This window comes from Sediminibacterium sp. FW305-C-49 (assembly GCF_058231085.1).
Window position 1 is genome coordinate 21,545 of record NZ_JBIQXS010000002.1, and the last position, 19,229, is coordinate 40,773.

The 19,229-nt window shown below is 42.5% G+C and carries 15 protein-coding genes; 8 read left to right on the forward strand and 7 right to left on the reverse strand.

What is annotated here, in order from left to right; all coding sequences use genetic code 11:
- Positions 1–9 precede the first annotated feature (9 nt).
- On the reverse strand, positions 10–591 hold the full coding sequence (locus ACH3Z1_RS07440) for an RNA polymerase sigma factor (protein WP_490821254.1): 582 nt from the start codon (positions 589–591) through the stop codon (positions 10–12).
- Between the two features lie 189 nt (positions 592–780).
- Between ACH3Z1_RS07440 and ACH3Z1_RS07445 the strand changes: the two genes are divergently transcribed.
- From ACH3Z1_RS07445 to ACH3Z1_RS07460, 4 genes are all read left to right on the forward strand, one after another.
- Positions 781–2,439, forward strand: a complete 1,659-nt coding sequence (locus ACH3Z1_RS07445; RefSeq protein ID WP_490821255.1) for a DUF1800 domain-containing protein — start codon at positions 781–783, stop codon at positions 2,437–2,439.
- Between the two features lie 11 nt (positions 2,440–2,450).
- Entirely contained in the window at positions 2,451–4,022 is a 1,572-nt protein-coding gene (locus ACH3Z1_RS07450) for a DUF1501 domain-containing protein (protein ID WP_490821256.1), read from the forward strand.
- A gap of 82 nt (positions 4,023–4,104) precedes the next feature.
- On the forward strand, positions 4,105–6,519 hold the full coding sequence (locus ACH3Z1_RS07455) for a TonB-dependent receptor (protein WP_490821257.1): 2,415 nt from the start codon (positions 4,105–4,107) through the stop codon (positions 6,517–6,519).
- 147 nt (positions 6,520–6,666) lie between these two features.
- The gene (locus ACH3Z1_RS07460; protein WP_490821258.1) at positions 6,667–7,110 is read left to right on the forward strand and encodes a DUF2721 domain-containing protein; all 444 of its coding nucleotides are present in this window, start codon (positions 6,667–6,669) and stop codon (positions 7,108–7,110) included.
- Between the two features lie 95 nt (positions 7,111–7,205).
- Here the strand turns inward: ACH3Z1_RS07460 and ACH3Z1_RS07465 are convergent, their stop codons facing one another.
- The gene (locus ACH3Z1_RS07465; protein WP_490821259.1) at positions 7,206–8,984 is read right to left on the reverse strand and encodes an ABC transporter ATP-binding protein; all 1,779 of its coding nucleotides are present in this window, start codon (positions 8,982–8,984) and stop codon (positions 7,206–7,208) included.
- Between the two features lie 312 nt (positions 8,985–9,296).
- Here ACH3Z1_RS07465 and ACH3Z1_RS07470 point away from each other — a divergent pair, with 312 nt between their 5' ends.
- The 4 genes from ACH3Z1_RS07470 (at position 9,297) to ACH3Z1_RS07485 (ending at position 13,247) form a co-directional block, all read left to right on the forward strand.
- Positions 9,297–9,770 (forward strand): ribonuclease H-like YkuK family protein, encoded by a 474-nt coding sequence (locus tag ACH3Z1_RS07470; RefSeq protein ID WP_490821260.1) that lies wholly within the window; start codon positions 9,297–9,299, stop codon positions 9,768–9,770.
- 813 nt (positions 9,771–10,583) lie between these two features.
- Positions 10,584–11,054, forward strand: coding sequence for a hypothetical protein (locus tag ACH3Z1_RS07475; RefSeq protein ID WP_490821261.1), 471 nt, complete (start codon positions 10,584–10,586; stop codon positions 11,052–11,054).
- A 587-nt stretch (positions 11,055–11,641) separates the two neighbouring features.
- A complete protein-coding gene (locus ACH3Z1_RS07480) occupies positions 11,642–12,601 on the forward strand; it encodes a hypothetical protein (RefSeq protein ID WP_490821262.1) in 960 nt (319 codons plus the stop codon).
- Between the two features lie 199 nt (positions 12,602–12,800).
- On the forward strand, positions 12,801–13,247 hold the full coding sequence (locus tag ACH3Z1_RS07485) for a hypothetical protein (protein ID WP_490821263.1): 447 nt from the start codon (positions 12,801–12,803) through the stop codon (positions 13,245–13,247).
- A 129-nt stretch (positions 13,248–13,376) separates the two neighbouring features.
- On the opposite strand, the gene yihA is transcribed toward ACH3Z1_RS07485, so the two are convergent.
- The 5 genes from yihA to gpmI form a co-directional block, all read right to left on the reverse strand.
- Positions 13,377–14,006, reverse strand: a complete 630-nt coding sequence (gene yihA, locus ACH3Z1_RS07490) for a ribosome biogenesis GTP-binding protein YihA/YsxC (protein ID WP_490821264.1) — start codon at positions 14,004–14,006, stop codon at positions 13,377–13,379.
- Between the two features lie 65 nt (positions 14,007–14,071).
- Positions 14,072–16,294, reverse strand: a complete 2,223-nt coding sequence (locus tag ACH3Z1_RS07495) for a TonB-dependent receptor plug domain-containing protein (RefSeq protein WP_490821265.1) — start codon at positions 16,292–16,294, stop codon at positions 14,072–14,074.
- A 349-nt stretch (positions 16,295–16,643) separates the two neighbouring features.
- Entirely contained in the window at positions 16,644–17,150 is a 507-nt protein-coding gene (locus ACH3Z1_RS07500; RefSeq protein WP_490821266.1) for a hypothetical protein, read from the reverse strand.
- Between the two features lies 1 nt (position 17,151).
- Positions 17,152–17,643, reverse strand: a complete 492-nt coding sequence (locus ACH3Z1_RS07505; protein ID WP_490821267.1) for a heme-binding domain-containing protein — start codon at positions 17,641–17,643, stop codon at positions 17,152–17,154.
- 22 nt (positions 17,644–17,665) lie between these two features.
- Positions 17,666–19,186 carry a 2,3-bisphosphoglycerate-independent phosphoglycerate mutase gene (gene gpmI / locus ACH3Z1_RS07510; RefSeq protein WP_490821268.1) on the reverse strand — a complete coding sequence of 507 codons (1,521 nt, stop codon included), beginning with the start codon at positions 19,184–19,186 and terminating at the stop codon, positions 17,666–17,668.
- Positions 19,187–19,229 lie beyond the last annotated feature (43 nt).

Consider the following 19,229-nt stretch of genomic DNA (forward strand, 5'->3'; position numbering starts at 1 on the left):
AAACAATGGCTACGATTTATTAAACGCAGTAAGCCACTGAAAATCCTGTTTTGGTGCTTCGATGATCTTTTTACGGATCAATATCGTTTCAAGCATTGCTTTGGCACGGGTGTACTGGCTTCGGCTGGTACTTTCCTCGATGTCGAGCATGATGCCTATTTCTTTATGACTATACCCTTCCAATGCATAGAGGTTTAAAACCGTTCTGTAACCAACAGGTAATAAACGTATGCATTCAATGATCTGACGGGCCTGCATAATGGAGGGTACCGTTTCTTCTCTCACATGTACCGTGTTGGCATAACTGATATCAAGACTTTCATTGAACTTTTTATGTTTCTTCAGAAAGTTGATACAGGTATGAACAATGATACGCCTGATCCATCCTTCAAATGCGCCTTTGTTCTGAAATGTATGTATCTGGGTAAATACCTTAATGAACCCTTCCTGCAACATGTCTTCCGCATCTTCGCGGTTCGGTGCAAAACGGTAACACACACTCAGCATTTTAGGGCTGAACCGGTTATACAACTCGCGCTGAGCGGCAGCGTCGTTTTGTAAACAGCCTGCAATTATAGCCTGCTCCGTCATGAAGGGGTAAAATAGTTTACCCTAAATATAGACATATTTTACCTTCCGATGCTGCATTGCCACACCGAATTGTATCTGTATAAATATTAAGTGAGGATTAATTCGACCAATGGACGGATGAAAAACGGCTAAAAAACGATATTTTTCATCTAAGAAACTGATTCTCACTGTCCTATTTAAAACCTGCAGATGGAAGATATATCTACCCTGACAACAGTAAATCCAAAAGCTGTGGCATTGGAAGACATGCCACCACCCACAACGGGTCTTGCACCTTATACCGGTCCATGGACCGAGGCAGAAGTAATTCATCTCCTGAAACGAGCACTCTTCGGGGCCAAAAGAAGTGATATTGCCTATTTCCAGTCGCTCACCTGCGCACAGGCGGTAGATGCCCTGCTAACCATCGCTCCCGACGCACCTGCACCTCCTGTAAAAGAATATACCACACCGGCCAACGCCACTACACCCGATACCAATATTCTACAGGGCGATACCTGGGTAAACGACCCCAATAACGACGGAACAGTGGGCAGCCTGCGCAGAGCCTCTTTTAAAAAATGGTGGATGGGATTGATGATCAGACAGGAAAGAAACCTGCGCGAAAAAATGACCCTGTTCTGGCACAATCATTTTGCCACAGAAAGCACCGATATCAATGCCCAGTTTGTTTATAAACATCATGCACTGTTAAGAAGTTATGCAGTAGGAAATTTTAAGGCACTGGTAAAAGCTGTAACACTCGATCCTGCTATGCTGGTGTACCTGAATGGACAACTCAACCAGGCAGTAGCACCCGATGAAAATTATGGACGCGAATTACAGGAATTGTTCTGCTGTGGCAAGGGCCCCGGCTCACAATACACCGAAGAAGATGTGCAGGAATCGGCAAGGGTATTAACCGGATGGAGAAACAATGCCAATACCATCTCATCGTTTTACGACAATAACAGACACGATAAAAAAGACAAACAATTTTCTTCTTTTTACAACAACACGGTCATCACCGGTAAAAACGGACCCACCGCAGGTGAAGAAGAACTCGATGCCATGCTTGATATGATTTTTGCCACCAACGAAGTGGCAGAATACATGTGTCGCAGGTTTTATCGCTGGCTGGTGTATTATGATATCGATGATACCGTAGAGAATAATATCATCAAACCATTGGCAGTTATTTTCCGCAATGCCAACTATGAAGTGGCACCCGTATTACGCACCCTGCTGATGAGCGAACACTTTTTCGACATCCTTTCCCGTGGATGCCAGATTAAAAGTCCGGTTGATTTAGTAGTGGGTATCTGCCGTGAATTTGAGATTCCTTTTCAGCCCGATACAGATTATATTACCAATTACGGACACTGGAACTATCTCGTAAACCAGGCAAGCAATCTGCAACAGAATATCGGAGACCCACCCGATGTGAGTGGCTGGAAAGCCTATTACCAGGAACCACAGTTTTATGAAATGTGGATCAACAGCGATACACTTCCCAAACGCAACCAGTTTACCGATACCATGGTGGTGAATGGTTACACATTTGCCGGAACCAAAATGATGATTGACGGTGCGGAGCTGGCTAAAACATTCTCCAATCCCGGCGATCCCAATCAACTGATCAACGATTTCACCAAACTCATGTATCGGATTGATTTGTCTGACACATCAAAAGCGCAGATCAAAAAAGATATACTGCTGGGCGGACAGTCGCAGGATTATTACTGGACCAATGCATGGGATCAGTTTATCAATAATCCGGGTGATATGGCCAATGCCACCACGGTGAGAAATTATATCCGCGACCTGCTTAAATACTTAATGAATCTGGCCGAGTACCAACTCGCTTAAAACCAAATACTATGCAAAGACGGAATTTTTTACGCAATGCTGTGCCAGCGGGTGTGATGCTGCCTTCATTGATCAACGGCATGACGGTTAAAGCATTTGGTGCAGAGTCTTTACTCATGCAGGGTCTGTTTCCACCTACAACAGAAACAGATCATGTACTCGTGATTGTTCAGTTGAATGGAGGTAATGACGGATTGAATACAGTGATACCATTGGAATATTTTCCCAACTATATCCGCGCCCGTTCCAACATGTACATACCTCAACAGAAAGTATTGAACCTGGCCGGAACCGATAAAGTGGGTTTACATCCTTCCATGACGGGTATGCAGGCATTGTTTAATGATGGAAAGATGAGTGTGATTCATTCTGTTGGTTATCCGCAACCTAACTTTTCTCATTTCCGTGCCACCGATATCTGGATGAGCGCCAGTGATAGCAAGGAAGTAGTGAACAGCGGCTGGACGGGCAGGTATTTGAATTATGAGTATCCCAATTTCCCGAATGGTTATCCCAATAGTTCCATGCCCGATCCGCTGGCCATACAAATTGGTTCAACCACATCACTCGCTTTACAGGGTCCGGCAGTGAGCATGGGTATGAGCATATCGAACCCGAATAATTTTTATAACCTCATCAGTGGTGTGCAGGATCCGGCACCGAATACACCTGCGGGTAAAGAGCTTACTTATATCAGACAGGTGGCACAGCAAACAACTGAATATGCTACCAGTATCAAAGCAGCATCTGCAAAAGTTACACAGCAGGCCGAGTATCCGAATAATTCACTGGCATCGCAGTTAAAGATTGTAGCACGACTGATTGCAGGTGGATTGAAGACAAGAATTTATATGGTGAGTTATGGTGGATTCGATACACATTCTGCACAGGTAAATTCAACCGATACCACTACCGGTTCACACGCCAATCTCTTAAAAAATGTAAGCGATTCGATTAAAGCCTTCCAGGATGATTTGAAATTGCAGAAAGTAGAAGACCGTGTTATTGGTATGACTTTTTCTGAGTTCGGCAGAAGAATCAAAAGCAATGGTAGTATCGGAACCGATCATGGCTCTGCAGCGCCCATGTTTGTATTTGGAAAAAATGTAGATGCCAGTGTCATTGGCGATACACCCAATATACCTGTCACTGCCAACTTTAATGATAACCTGCCTTTTCAATACGATTTCAGAAGTGTGTATGCCACCCTGTTGAACAAATGGTTATGTGTAGATGCAAAGGACCTGGACCAGATCATGCTGAAAAACTTTCAAACACTTCCTATCATCAATTCACTGGCCTGTAATAAATCGGTGAACCTGTCGGGGGAGAGCTTTTTAACCAATTATCCGAATCCTTTTACCAATAGTACCAATATCAGTTTTAAAACTGCAGGCGGACATACCCTCATCCAGGTAATGGATACCATGGGCAGGGTAATTGCCAGTTTAACCGATCGGGAATATGAAGCTGGTAATTATAATGTAGTCTTCGACGGATCGAGGCTGCCGCCGGGTATTTATTATGCCCGTTACCAGAATATGACCATCCAGCAGGTACGTACCATGATTAAAGTGCGATAATAATCGGTGAATTTTTTGCAACAATGATGTAATTTTTGAATCTGAACTATATATTTGCAACATAGTAGCAAAAACATATAGTATGAACAGATCATTCAAATGCATCATGGTTTTGGCTTTTCTGTCAATGGGTATATGGGTTTCAGCCATGCCCGAAGCAGCGCCACCCAAAGGAAAACTCACAGGTAAAGTGGTAGACATCAAGGGTCAGCCATTACCGGGAGCGGCTATTTATCTTCATGAAGCCCGAACCGGAACAGTGGCAGGCATAGATGGACAGTTTAGCACGCCTGAAGTACCGGTAGGTAAATACCTTGTAGAAATATCATTCCAGGGTTATGCCAGCTTACTGGAAATAATGACCATTGCGGAGAATACTGCTTCTGCTGTTTTTACACTCAAAGAAACCTATGCAGAACACGATGCCGTAACCGTTACCGGTGTGGCTTCTGCTACCAAAGTAAAACAATCGGCACAGCCTGTATCCATCATCAAAAAAGGAGACATGCTCAGGTCTTCATCCACCAATATCATCGACGCATTGGGAAAACTGGTGCCTGGTGTTGCAGCACTATCAACAGGACCAGCCATCAGCAAACCTGTGATCAGGGGTCTGGGTTATAACCGTGTGGTAACCATACACGATGGTATTCGCCAGGAAGGACAACAGTGGGGCGATGAACATGGAATTGAAATTGATGAATACAGCCTGCAGCGTGCCGAAGTATTAAAAGGACCAGCTTCATTACTATATGGCAGCGATGCCATGGCAGGGGTGCTTCATCTCATCACCAATGTTCCGGTTGAACAGGGCACTGTAAAAGGTAACCTGCTTGGAGCATTCAATGATAACAATGGATTACGTGCGCTCAGTGCTAACCTGGCCGCACACGATCAATCTGGTTTCAACTGGAATGTGTATGGTACCAGTAAATCGGCTGCCGATTACAGGAATAAATACGATGGCCGCGTGTTCAACAGCCGCTTCAAAGAAAATAATTTCGGTGGTTACCTCGGTATCAATAAATCATGGGGGTACAGCCATTTACTCATCAGCAGTTTTAACCAGAAACTGGGTGTGGTAGAAGGGGCAAGAGATGTGGCTACAGGTGCATTCCTCATTTTTCCCGAATCTCCATCGGAGCGTGTAGCTACCAATGATGAGCTGAACAGCAGACAGTTTTATACACCCGGACAAAACATCCATCACTTTAAAATTGCAACGGATAATAATATTGCAGTGGGTACTGGCAGACTGGCATTGAACCTCGGTTTTCAGCGTAACCAGCGAAAAGAACTGGGCGATCCCGATGCACCAACTGTTCCTGAATTATATTTCGATCTGAAAACAGTGAATTATAATGTGCAGTACCATGCAGCAGAAAAAAATGGATGGAGAACAGCTTATGGTGTCAATGGTATGTTCCAGCAAAACAAAAACCTGGCAGAAGAAGTATTGATTCCTGAATACAACCAGTTTGATGCAGGCGCATTCATCTATACCAAAAAAACATTTCAGCAAAACCTCACGCTGAGTGGTGGTATACGCGGCGATTACAGACGTGTAACAGGTAAAGGCTTTATGGAAGGAACAGAAGTAAAGTTCACCGACTTCACTAAGAACTTCAGCAATTTCAGTGGTAGTGTGGGGCTGAGTTATAATGCCAATAAAGATGTTACACTCAAACTCAATGTGGCAAGGGGTTACAGGGCACCCACTGTTTCTGAGCTCGCCAGCAATGGTGTGCACGAAGGAACAGATCGTTATGAGTTTGGTGACACCAACCTGAAAACAGAAACCTCACTGCAGTTCGATGCAGGTGTAGAAATAAATTCCGAACACGTAAGCATCAACTTCAATGGGTTCTATAATAATATTCAGAACTATATTTTCTACAGTAAACTCACCGCAGCCGGTGGCGGCGATTCGCTGGTGAATGTGGATGGTACAGATGTAACCGCATTTAAATTCAGACAATCAGGTGCATCACTTGCCGGTTTTGAAATGAATGTTGACCTGCACCCGCATCCGCTCGACTGGTTACACTTCGAAAACAGTTTCTCACTGGTCATGGGTCAGTTTGGACAGCCGATAGATGGCAGTAACCGTTTACCTTTTATTCCCTCACCCCGTTTACAAAGTGAGCTGCGGGCCGATTTCAAAAAAGCTGGTAAAGGATTGGGTAATTTATACTTCAAGGCAGAGATGGATAATGTAAGCAGACAAAACCGAATCTTTACCGGTTACAATACCGAAACGGTAACAGATGGTTATACCTTGTTCAACATCGGTGCAGGAACCGATGTGCTGCACAAAGGAAAAACATTGTTCAGTCTGCACATTGGTTTGAATAATATTACCGATGTAGCTTACCAGAACCATTTAAGCAGACTCAAATACACAGATACCAACAATGCCACTGGCAGAACAGGTGTATTCAATATGGGCAGAAATTTCAGTTTGAAATTAAATGTGCCGATAGGGTTTAGGCTCTAGTTGACTGAAAGAAATAAAAGTCACAGATGCACAGATTAGGTAAAAAAATCTGTGCATCTGTGGCTTTTCCTTTTCATAACAACCCTAATTACCCGTCTCTTACTTCCTCATTCCTTATTTCTTATTTCATATTCCTTATTTTTAAGCATGGAGATCAACCTCAACACACCCGCCCTTTTATTTCCTGCCATCAGTCTGATCATGCTGGCCTATACCAATCGTTTCCTCTCTTTATCAAACAGGATACGCAACCTGCACGATAAATACCAGAGTCACGAACAGAAACATATTATTCATGGGCAGATAAAAAACCTCCGTTATCGTTTAAAACTCATCAAGAACATGCAGGCCCTGGGTGTTATTACTTTTCTGGGATGCATCATCTGTATGTACCTTATTTACACACAATACATGATGGCAGCGAATGTAGTGTTTGCCCTCACACTAATGAGTTTTGCAGCATCCTTATTTCTTTCACTCATCGAAATACAACTCAGTACCAAAGCCCTCGAACTCGAACTCAGCGATATGGAAGGACTGGAAGACCCATCAGTCATAGAATATTTTCGTAAGAAATTTGGACGGGACTGAGGGAACAGAGGAATAAGAAATAAGGAATAAGAAATAAGAAAGGGAAGAAAAATACTTTCTCGGTTCCTTATTTCTTATTCCTTATTTCTCTGTTTTTAAGCGCTAGCTGACAAAGTCTTCCTTTCTCCTATCTGCTGTCTCCACATCGCATAATACAATCCTTTTTCGTTGAGTAATGACTGGTGGTTGCCGGTTTCTACTACCTGGCCTTTTTCCAGTACATAAATGCGGTCGGCATGCATGATGGTGCTGAGGCGGTGGGCAATCATTACGGTAATCTGTTCTTTCTCGTCGGAGATATGGCGGATGGTATTGGTAATTTCTTCTTCGGTAATACTGTCCAATGCAGAAGTGGCTTCATCGAAAATAAGCAGGTGTGGGTGACGCAACAAAGCGCGTGCAATAGATAAACGTTGTTTTTCACCACCGCTTAATTTCAGTCCACCTTCACCAATCATGGTATCCAGTCCTTTTTCTGCTCTTGATAAAAGGTTGTCGCAACTGGCTTTGTGTAAGGCTTCCAGCAGGTCTGCTTCACTGGCATCGGGGTGAACGAAGCTCAGGTTCTCGCGAATGGTGCCGGCAAACAATTGGGTGTCCTGTGTTACAAAACCAATCTGGTTACGCAATTCATCGAAGTTCATATCGGCGCCATTTACTTTGTTATAGTAAATATGACCTTCCTGTGGACGGTACAAGCCTACCAGTAATTTTACCAGTGTACTCTTGCCCGAACCCGATGGACCTACAAAAGCAATGGTTTCACCTTTTTTTACATCGAAAGAAATGCCATCGAGGGCACGGTATTGAGCGGTCTGGTGTTTGAATACCACCTGGTTAAATTCGAGTTCTTCAATGAGTCCCACCTGTTTGGGCTGATCGGGGCGGGGCTCTACTTTTTTCTCCATCAGGTTATGGAAATTATTCAGCGATGCTTCGGCTTCACGATAACTCATGATGATGCTGCCAATTTCCTGTAGCGGACCGAAGATGAAGAAACTATAGAATTGAAGTGAAATCAATTGACCTACGGTTAATACATCGCGGTAAATAAGCCACATCAGTGTAAACGTGATTACCTGACGCAGAAAATTCACCATGGTACCCTGAATAAAACTGAGGGAGCGGATGCTCTTTACTTTTTTTAGTTCAAGTCCGAGAATCTTGTAGGTATTGGTGTTCAGACGTTTTACTTCCTGGTCGGTAAGTCCCAGGCTTTTTACCAGTTCAATATTGCGTAAGCTCTCAGTGGTAGAACCCGCCAGTGAAGTGGTTTCTTTCACAATGGTTTTCTGGATGATCTTTATTTTCTTGCTCAGCAGGTTGGTTACAAAGGCAATCATTACAGCACCACCGAGGAATATGGGGATGATAGACCAATGCAGTTTGGTAGCATAGATAGAAACAAAGACCACGCTTACAATAATGCCAAACAATACGTTGATGACATAACCAATGAATTTCTCCGTATCGGACCGCACTTTGGTTAGAATAGAGAGGGTTTCGCCGCTGCGCTGGTCCTCAAATTCCTGGTAGGGGAGGCGCATGGAATGTTTGAGTCCGTCGGTAAATATTTTAGCGCCGAATTTCTGGATGATCACATTTACGGTATAATCCTGGAATGCTTTGGCTATACGGCTCACCATGGCGGTACCCACCAGCAATAAGAGCATGGTCATTATGCCATTGATGAACTGACTTTCTGTACGAAAGCTGCCATCGGCATTGGTTTTTGGGTGATTGGCAAACTGGTCAATCAGTTTTCCAAAGATCATGGGATCGAAAAGGGAGAAAGTCTGGTTAACCGCTGCCAGCAGCAAAGCCAGTAAAACCAGCCATTTATAAGGTTTAAGGTAATGCAGAAGAATTTTCATGAAAACGTTTTGAGGGTTATTACCTGTCAATTTCCGTACAATTTTTGAAAAAGTGACAAATAAGCAGGGAGGAGGGAAGCTATGAGCTATGAGTTTCGAGCTGCAAGCCACAAGCTGCAAGCTACAAGTTCGAGGTAAAATTTATTCTTCTCTCCTTGCCATTCACCTCCGAAGGACTCCTTCGGACATTGACCATTCACCATTCACCATTCACCATTCCCGCCCCGGTTCTCCACAGCTGTGAACAATAAGAAATCATTAACCCGTTCGCAGAACCCCGATTAATCGGTAACTTACAAAAACCTTCCTCATATGCGTTGGAGAAAATTTAACGGCGAACAGATTCAGTTGCCCATTAAAGAAGCGGTGGCAGAAGCCATCAAACGCGAAACTTCACAGGGCATTAAACTCAAAGTATGTATTGGCACCGACAGCCAGGTAAAAGGCGATGATACCGAGTTTGCAACGGTCATCGTTTTTCTGCGTGAGCACAATGGCGGGTTCATGTACATACACAATGAGAAAACAAAACAGAAATACCACATCAAGGAAAGAATGCTGGTAGAAGTAGCCAAAAGTATTGAAATAGCGTACGAACTATGCGACCTGTTTATTGAACACCAGGTTGATATGGAAGTACATGCCGATATCAATACCAATCCACAGTTTAAAAGCAACGACGCTTTACGCGAAGCCATGGGTTATATACTCGGTATGGGCTTTGCGTTTAAAGCCAAGCCTGAAGCGTTTGCCAGTAGTTGCTGTGCAGATAAGGTAGTGAACTGAGGATAGTGAGTAGTGAGTAGTCAGTAGTGAGTGCTTGAGCCCTTACTCACCTCCGAAGGAGTCCTTCGGACATTCACCATTCAATTGGATGGCGATGAACTTTGTTTGATTTCAATGGCCTATTAGGAGTACCCGAAAATTCCAGGATAGGCCCATTTCTGCACCCCTGAAGTGTCTTAGTTTTTCCTCCAGATTCGCTGTATCAACTATGCAATTCTAACATAAGATGTTAGAATTGCATAGTTGATACAGCATTTTGTTCCCCGCAATGTCTCCCTCTATCACCGCAGGTGAAAGAATGGGGACGTTGCGGTGACTCTCGCATGAGTTGGCTATTTAGTAATCAGCATTCCCGAACTTTCGCTAACGAAATGATTGAACTCAAAGTAAATGGAGCAGGCTGGCTGTGTAACACGCAGAGTCCCTCGTGCCTCGGAGACTCTGCGGGGAATGAAGCCTGAAGCCTTTGCCAGTAGTTGCTGTGCAGATAAGGTAGTGAACTGAGGTATTTGTTAGTGAGTACTGAGCAGTCAGTAGTAAATACTGGGCTGTTGTAATCCTTATTCACTAATCACTGCTGACCACTTACACAGCGGGTGTACTGGTTACTTTTAGATTTACCAAGTCGTTACAGACGAATCGGGTATTTGAATTACTGATTAACTTTCTTATGTGTGAGCGTTCGCCGACTCATCATTTCAATGTATATGTATCATACCGATATTTAGGTATTGGGTGTGAATACATAGTTTCTTACTTTAATAATCTAACTATGATTATATGAACAACTTTTTCCGAGCGTGTATCCTCGCGATGACTATTATAATTTTTCTCCAGGGAAAAGCACAGGTAACACTAACAAAGGGCGAAACAATTGCCTATTTGAATAAAAAGATCAAAGAAATTGCGGGCTTCAAACATCCGAAGTTGCAACCGGCCTCATTTGCCTCGGAGTACCTGCAGGAAGTAAAACTTTCCGATAATAAGGTCGAAATCATTTTTACTTATATTGGTGATTCGCGTCCGCGTACTTATAAGTTTAACCCGCTTTTTATTACCCGAATTTCTTCATCAGAAGAGAAAAATGCAACTACAGGATTGGTGTATTTCGACTTTAACTCTATGACGGTTTTGCAGGATGAGATAAATATCAAGGGCCCCATTCAAAATAATTATGCAGTATTTCCTTATCTGATAGGTGACGGCAGCAACTTTGAAAAAATAAAAAAAGCATTTCTTCATCTGCAGGCGCTCTTAAAGGCTGAAGATGACCCGTTTCAATAAGTTATTGTACAAATAAAAACGACAATCTCAACCATTTGTTCTCCGCAATGTCTCCCTCTATCACCACAGGTGAAAGAATGGTGACGTTGCGGTGACTCTCGCATGAGTAAGCTATTTAGTAATCAACATTCCCGAACTTTCGCTAACGAAATGATTGAACTCAAAGTAAATGGAGCAGGCTGGCTGTGTAACATGCAGAGTCCCTCGTGCCTCGGAGACTCTGCTGGGAATGAACGACAATCTCAACCATTTTGATCTGCGCAATGTCTCCCTCTATCACCGCAGGTGAAAGAATGGGGACGTTGCGGTGACTCTCGCATGAGTTGGTTATTTAGTAATCAGCATTCCCGAACATTCGCTAATGAAATGATTGAACTCAAAGTAAATGGAGCAGGCCGGCTGTGTAACACGCAGAGTCCCTCGTGCCTCGGAGACTCTGCGGGAAACAAAGCATTGCTGTTTTGTCCATATTTCTTCCTGTTTTTTGGGGTAATGTATTGATATTAAATAGATTAATTTTATTGTATATGTGTGGCGGGTTGCGTATATTTATGAGTTAGCGGCAATTTTACATGCACACCCTGAGTATGAAAGAATTCTTAACCATTTTGATGTTTATAATCTTACTGGGACAAATTTCATGTAATGACAGCAAAAAGTCAATTCAAAGCGTCACTCTTGACTTTGCCTGTTTCAAATCACCTTACACTTCATTCACAGTAGACTTTAGTTCTAATACTTTAGTATGCAAGAATTATGGCTATGAACCCAAATTGAATGAGAAAACAAAAGAACCAATTTCTGTATATGAAAAAGATTACAAATTAAATTCGGAAGTTGCTAACGAATTAAGAGAAATGTTTAGCAAATATGTTCCAAACACAACAACACGGCGTGAAGAAGGTGATGCAACTGATGGTGGAGGTTTTCGGATTAGCTATGTGCGTTCACCCAAAGACACAGTAAATCTCACAGTTTTAATTCCGATTCATAATGACAAGCACAAAACAGACCTTCTGCAAATAGATAATTTCTTTAAAGTTGCATACATGGTTGTTAAGGATTCATTGGGAGTTAATACTCTTGATGAAACTTATGAAGTATATTTTTCAGGCCCGCCAATTCGTAAAGTATCTGAAGACCCATTAACTTATAAAATATGGGGGAATTTTAGCGGATGCAGGGAGGACAACAAAGAACTGGTAAATTTTCTTACCAGTCTATCAAAATATAACTGTGTAGCGGTTGAGGTAGGTGAACGTAAGTTAAGCTACTGTCTGACAGAAGTCATTGCAGAGTATAGCTTAAAAGGAAATATTCACTTTATAAGTAATGATGATTTACCGTGGCTTTGGACAGAACTTAACGATTTAAAAAAACAAGTGCTGGACGCAAAAAAGCAAAACAAGACCGTGGAAAAAACGTCAGATAATGCTGTTTTCTTGAGCGTTTATTTAGAAGACTCAGCAATACTTAACAAATGGCTGGACAGACCCAAAGAAGAATTATTCAAAACAAAAACAGAGATAAAAAAAATATGCCACTAACAAAAGGGTTTCCGCAAGGATGGTGGGTGGAACAACAATCGGCTGTAGTACTACTATAAGCTAATATTGGGCTTACCGATTTCTATTTGGCTTTTAGTTGTTAACTTCAACTTCAGTTTTCAATCAGCAGCGGTTCCGGGCTGAGCATTATAAAATAACAGCACAGCAGCAAGCTCTGGCCGTTAGCAATAATCAATGTATGAGAATAATATCTTTTGCTTTTTTTCTTTTTTCGTCTATGCACTTACATGTACAATCACAGAGTAGTGATTCAAGTGCAAGGGATAGAAAGTCAGAGGTTGCATCCGATAACATCGTTTTCATGAAGGCTCAAGTAATGCCAACTTTTAAAACTGGCTTAATTGATTTCGAAGACACTTTAACAAACGGGTTGAATAAGCGAATAAAAATTTCAAAAAAAACATATACAGCTATCTACTTTGTTCAAATACAAAAAGATGGAACTGTTGATCATGTCCAAAAGTTTGATGGTCAAAAAGCTCTCCCATTTGAAAAGGAATTAGAATCCACAATACTTTCCACTTCTGGTTTATGGGAACCTGGCAAACAAAATGACAAGCCAGTGAATGTGATGAAAGCAATAAGATTTACTATAAGTAATAGAAAAGTCAGTGTAGTTTACTAACACTGAGTACTGCCGCTAACATCGGTTTTACAAAATTTGGGCTGAAGAATATCGCCCATCTGCTGTGCGTTAACTTTTGGAAAGTTCCAAACCTTTACAAAAGTTTTGGATGAAGTCAGTCATCATTACTTAACTCATCCTCTCACTATTACACCCCTCAATAAACGCCAGCATTTCCTCTCTCCCCAACTTCTTCTCCGCACTCGTTACAAAATGTCTGGGTAGAAATTGCCAGGTGGTTCGGAGGGTATCGAAAAAAGCTTCGATATTTCTTTTTACTACGCCGGGTTTTTCTTTATCGGTTTTGGTAAATACCAGTGAGAACTGAACACCCCATTTATCGAGCTGGCTGATGAATTCAAGATCGTTTTTCTGCGGGCCATGCCGGCTGTCGATGAGTACAAAAATCTGGGTCAGGTTTTCGCGTTTACGGAAATAGCCTTCAATCATCTGTTCCCATCTTCTTCTGTCGGTCTGTGAGCGTTTGGCATAACCATAACCGGGTAAGTCAACAATATACCATTTGTGTCGAGGCCCTTTTTCGCCGGCACTGCTTTCTATCACAAAATGATTGATGAGCTGTGTTTTGCCCGGTGTGGCCGATGTTTTGGCCAGACTCCGCTGCCCCGTTAACATATTGATGAGCGAAGATTTGCCCACATTACTTCTCCCGATAAACGCATATTCAGGAACATCCGGTTTCGGACATTTATCGAAACTGGGGCTCGATATAAGGTACTCAGCTTTGCGTATCTGCATGCTGCAAAGTAACTAAAAGCCCGCTGATGAACGATCAGCGGGCTTAAAACAGATAGTCTATATACTCAGAATCCTGCTTTCAGGGAGATAGCAATATTTCTGCCCGGAGCCGAAATACCACTGGCAAAATAGCGGTAATTGCGGTCGGTGATGTTTTCCAGCACCAGCACTGCCTGTAATTGTTTGCTGAAAGAAAAACCTGTTCTCAGGTTCAGGGTTAACCAGGAAGGCATACCATCTGCCGTGGCATAGGGCAGATTGTCTTCGCCGTTCGGGTTATAATCTTTCAGTTTTTTCCATCCATTGAATAAGGCATAGAACTCAGCATTCCACCTGTTTTGCTGTGTTTTAATACCCATTTTTCCATACACGGGCGGAATATGGTCCAAGGGTATTTTAACCTTGTTCTGGTCGGTATAACGTCCGTAAGTGTAGGTTACAACAGCCTCCAGCGATGTTCCTTTGGCAATGGTAAGTGCACCGTTTAAGCTGAAACCGGTTACAAAAGCACTTGCTTTGTTCTGGTTGGCAAATACGGCACTTTTAACACCGGAATAAAAAATACTGTCCTGACCATTGAAGCGGTATTTATCCAATACCAGTGCATTCCTGAAAATGGTATAAAAAAAAGAACCACCCAGTGTATAGGCTTTGGTTTGTTTGGCAACACTCAGCTCACCATTGTAAGTATATTCGGGTTTGATATCCGTATTAGGCACTACTACAATACCCGTACGTGTATCGAAAACTTTAGAAAGATCATCTACATTCGGTGCCCTGAAACCACTGCTGAATACCAGTGCCATCCTGAAATTATCCTTTGTAGCATATACCAAACCAATATTGCCTGTTACAGCCACATTGTTTTGTCTGGCCCTATTGAAAGGAAAATGCATTAATGTGGTATCTGCAAACCGGGCATCCAGTTGAACGAGGTTAAAGCGGATACCATCATTTAAAGTCCATTCATCATTGATTTTGTATGTGTGTTGTGCATAGACTGCATTCGACGACATTTTAGTGGGGCCATCAGCATAGCGCGTGGTTATTCTGCTCAGAGCACCCGATACAATATTGCGTCGCTCGGCAGTGGAGCGAACAAAATTGGTATAGCTTTCTGCGCCCACATGTAACTCATGTTTACCACTATAATGTTTGGCATCGAAATTCAATCCGAAAACATTGATTCTTTCCCACCGGTAGTCTTTGTTGTTATTATTGAAACGTCGGGTGATGCGACTCTCTTCAATATCCTGGAAACTGGTCGTCAGTTTCAGGTCCTGGAAAAAGCCATTTTGTTTGCTGGCATTCAGGTGATAGGATACCAGGTTACGCATCTGCGGACCATAATACCATTCCGCATACACAGGCGCTGCAAGCGTGCCTTCACTTAAACGGTCGTAACGCGGCAGATCGCTGGTATTCGAAAACTGGAAGTTGAAAACATGTTCAATTTTGTCGCTGGCTTTGTACAGAAATTTCTGCAACACATCAATCTGATCGTATCCCGAAGGGCTTTGTTTATTGGGATCAGGATTGGGCACTGAAATATCGGTATTGCCATTTCGCTGCACTATAAATGGTTTGAGACCGAAATTGGGATACTTGCTGTTTCTGTTTTTTCCCTGTACCATATCGCCAAAAGAACCAAAAGTTACAGAAGTAAGCGAAGCCCATTTAGCACCTCCGATATTGAGAATGATATTGCCACGTTTCTCATTAATAGCACTTGCATACCTCAAAGTGCTGCTTCCCGAAACAGTTGTTTTACCATTGTTGGAAAGGGTAGGGTTTCTGGTGAACATACTCACCACACCACCCAGTGCATCGCTGCCATAGAGTGTAGAAGAGGGGCCATACAATACTTCCATCCTGTCGAGGATCATATTGTCGATGGTGATGACGTTCTGCAAATGACCGGCACGGTATACCGCATTGTTCATTCGGACACCATCAACGGATAATAATACCCTGCTGGCTTCAAAACCACGAATCACAGGACTACTGCCGCCCTGCTGGCTTTTCTGTACAAACAAAGTACCTGTGTTAATGAGTATATCGCCGGTATTGGGTTGCATGTTCAGGGTGTTTTTATCCCTGATGCTTTTTACGGTTTGTGCAATACGTCCCGATCTCTCGGCAAACTTATTGGCATAAACGGTAACGCCATTGAGTTCAACGGTTTCGTTCTGCTGGTTAGCACTGTCTTTATTTTGCTGAGCAAGTATAGTCTGGTTGAATAGCAGGCATGATGTTAAGCAACATGCCCATGCTATGTTTAAACGCATAATTTCTTTTTTGAATTTTTTTAGAAAAGATAGGATTGGGTTGATTCAGCCCTGAATAGTTTTTGTAGAAGGTTACCCTCCGTTTACTTTTTTTCCTTGATGAAAAAAAGTAACAAAAAAAATCAAGGCTGTCGAAAAAAAGCTAAAATTCATTTCATTGCGCTACAATGGATGAAGTCTAAAGCTGAGCTTTTGTCCATCGATAAAGCGAAACTGTGCTTCAGCAATAGAATAGAGCTAAGCATCATCCATTGCTTTACGCTTCATTACATGAATTTCTTAACGCTTTTTTTCTAAGGCCGGCATAGCAATACATTTTAGGTATATGCTGCCTAATCCTATTTAATAACTATAAGTACAGAAAACCTTTCGGCGGAGGCACAAGAATGCCGGGTTGAAATTGGGGAATTAGGGTTTCGAAATATGCTCCATGCATATTTGCTGGTAAGCTTGCATGCTGTAAAAGAGAAAAAGCAAAGTTCGACTGGTTGCTCACAAAACAGGATGCATATAAAACCAGCAAAGGCGATTTCTGGTTTTTCTCTGTGGTTTGATCCAGCAGTTGATGCAGTTTTTGTTCCTGGTGATCGTAGAGGCCTTTTACAATATAGGTTCCGTCGGGTTGCTTTGAAATGGTACTCACATCAAACAAAGTACCGTTTACAATGATCTCTTTGTCTTTCTTGTACCATTTCAATTGACGTACACGAACCGTACTCAGTTCTTTCGATTTGAATGCCTGTTTCATTTCGGCCCTGATGGTTTTTTGCTGGTAATGAAACAATACAAAACCCATCAGCGGGAATGCCACTAATAACAATAGAACAAAGGCGATACTTTTTCTTAGAACTGACAAATTAGTTTCTTTTTCTCACGAGGCTGTCGATCGGGTAATGTGCTTTCATGGTATCCATTACCGACTGTGCCCAGGTGGTAAGTGCCACACGCTCAGCGTCAGTAAGTTTTGCATCACGGTGTACCCATGTATAGGAATTGAGTGGCATTTCTTTTTCTTTTACCTGCTCTACCACTTCTTCCATTTTATGGTATTGTTTTCTGAGGCTGAAGGTCGTATACTCATCAAAGTTGAGGTGTTTTTTCCCTTCTTTGATATGATCATCCAGCCACCAGGTTACAGGCTGCACTTCCGCATACCAGGGGTAAATGGTATTGTTGGTATGACAGTCGTTACAGGCTTTGGTAAGAATGGTATTTACATCATCAGGAACTGCATAGAGCTTACTGATGTGTTTACTTTTATCGGTGGATTCATTTTTAGCCGGACGCACAAACTGTATGGCCAGCAATGCAATCAGTAAAATGAGCAGGATTCTTTTGAATATTTTCATGATTCAAGTGTTGTTTGGGCCATTAAATTAATACATTTCCCGTCATTTCTTTTGGAATAGGTAAACCCATGACAGTTAAAATGGTAGGTGCCAGATCGCCCAGCTTGCCCGGTTTTATGGTTCCTTTCCATTCTTTGTCGATGATAAAGAAGGGGACAAGGTTTAATGTATGGGCCGTATTCGGACTACCATCTTCATTGATCATAAAATCGGCATTACCATGATCGGCAGTAAGGAATATGGTATAACCATTTGCCAGTCCTGCAGTTACTACCCTGTTTACACAGGCATCAACCGTTTCGGCGGCTTTAATGGCAGCACTGAAAACACCGGTATGACCCACCATATCTGTATTGGCATAGTTGAGACAAACAAAGTCGGCGCTGCCTGCTTCAATTTCGGGTATGAGTTTGTCGGTGATTTCAACAGCACTCATTTCAGGCTGCAGATCATAAGTAGCCACTTTGGGTGATGGCACCATGATTCTTTTCTCACCACTATAAGGTTCTTCTCTGCCACCACTAAAGAAGAAAGTTACGTGCGGATATTTTTCTGTTTCTGCAATACGTATCTGTGTTTTGCCATTGGCTTCCAGTACTTCACCCAATGTGTTGGTGAGGTTATCGTTTTCAAAGATCACATGAACGTTTTTGAATTTGTGATCATAGAGTGTCATGGTGGTATAATGCAGGTTCAGCGGCGACATATCAAACTCAGGGAAAGCCTGCTGTGTTAATACTTCTGTGATTTCCCTGCAACGGTCGGTTCTGAAATTAAAACAGATCACTGCATCATCTTCTTTGATTGATGCAACAGGTTCACCACCTGCATTTGTGATGACGGTTGGTAAAATAAATTCATCGGTAGTGCCTGCTGCATAAGCATTTTCAATAGCACTGATGGCATCTGTTGCAACAGGGCCCTTTGCTTTCACCAAACAATCATAAGCCAGTTTAACCCTTTCCCAGCGTTTGTCTCTGTCCATGGCATAGTAACGACCGCTTACAGTGGCGATGGTACCTGCACTGTTTTTCAGGTGATCTTCTAATTCGCGTACAAAACCCAATCCGCTTTTCGGATCGGTATCGCGTCCATCGGTAAAAACATGGATAAAGAGTTTTGATAAGCCATGCTGTTTGCACAGATCGCAAATGGCTTTCAGGTGGTTGATATGCGAATGAACACCACCATCGCTCACCAGTCCGATCAGGTGTAAAGCTTTATTATTGTTTTTGGCATATGCAATGGATTGAAGAAACTGTGGGTTTGCAGCCAGCTCTCCTGTTTTAACAGCAACATTGATGCGTTGTAATTCCTGGTACACAATTCTTCCTGCACCCAGGTTGAGATGGCCTACTTCACTGTTGCCCATCTGTCCATCGGGTAAACCCACTTCTTCACCACAGGTTACAAGGGTGGTATTCGGGTATGCTTGATACAAAGAACTTACAAATGGAACTTTTGCCTGCTGAATGGCGTCTGCAGATGCTGTTTTACCAAGACCCCATCCATCCATGATGACTAAAATAACTTTCTTGCTCATATAGTAAAATGATATAGTGTGTTAATTGCTGATTAGGTATTAA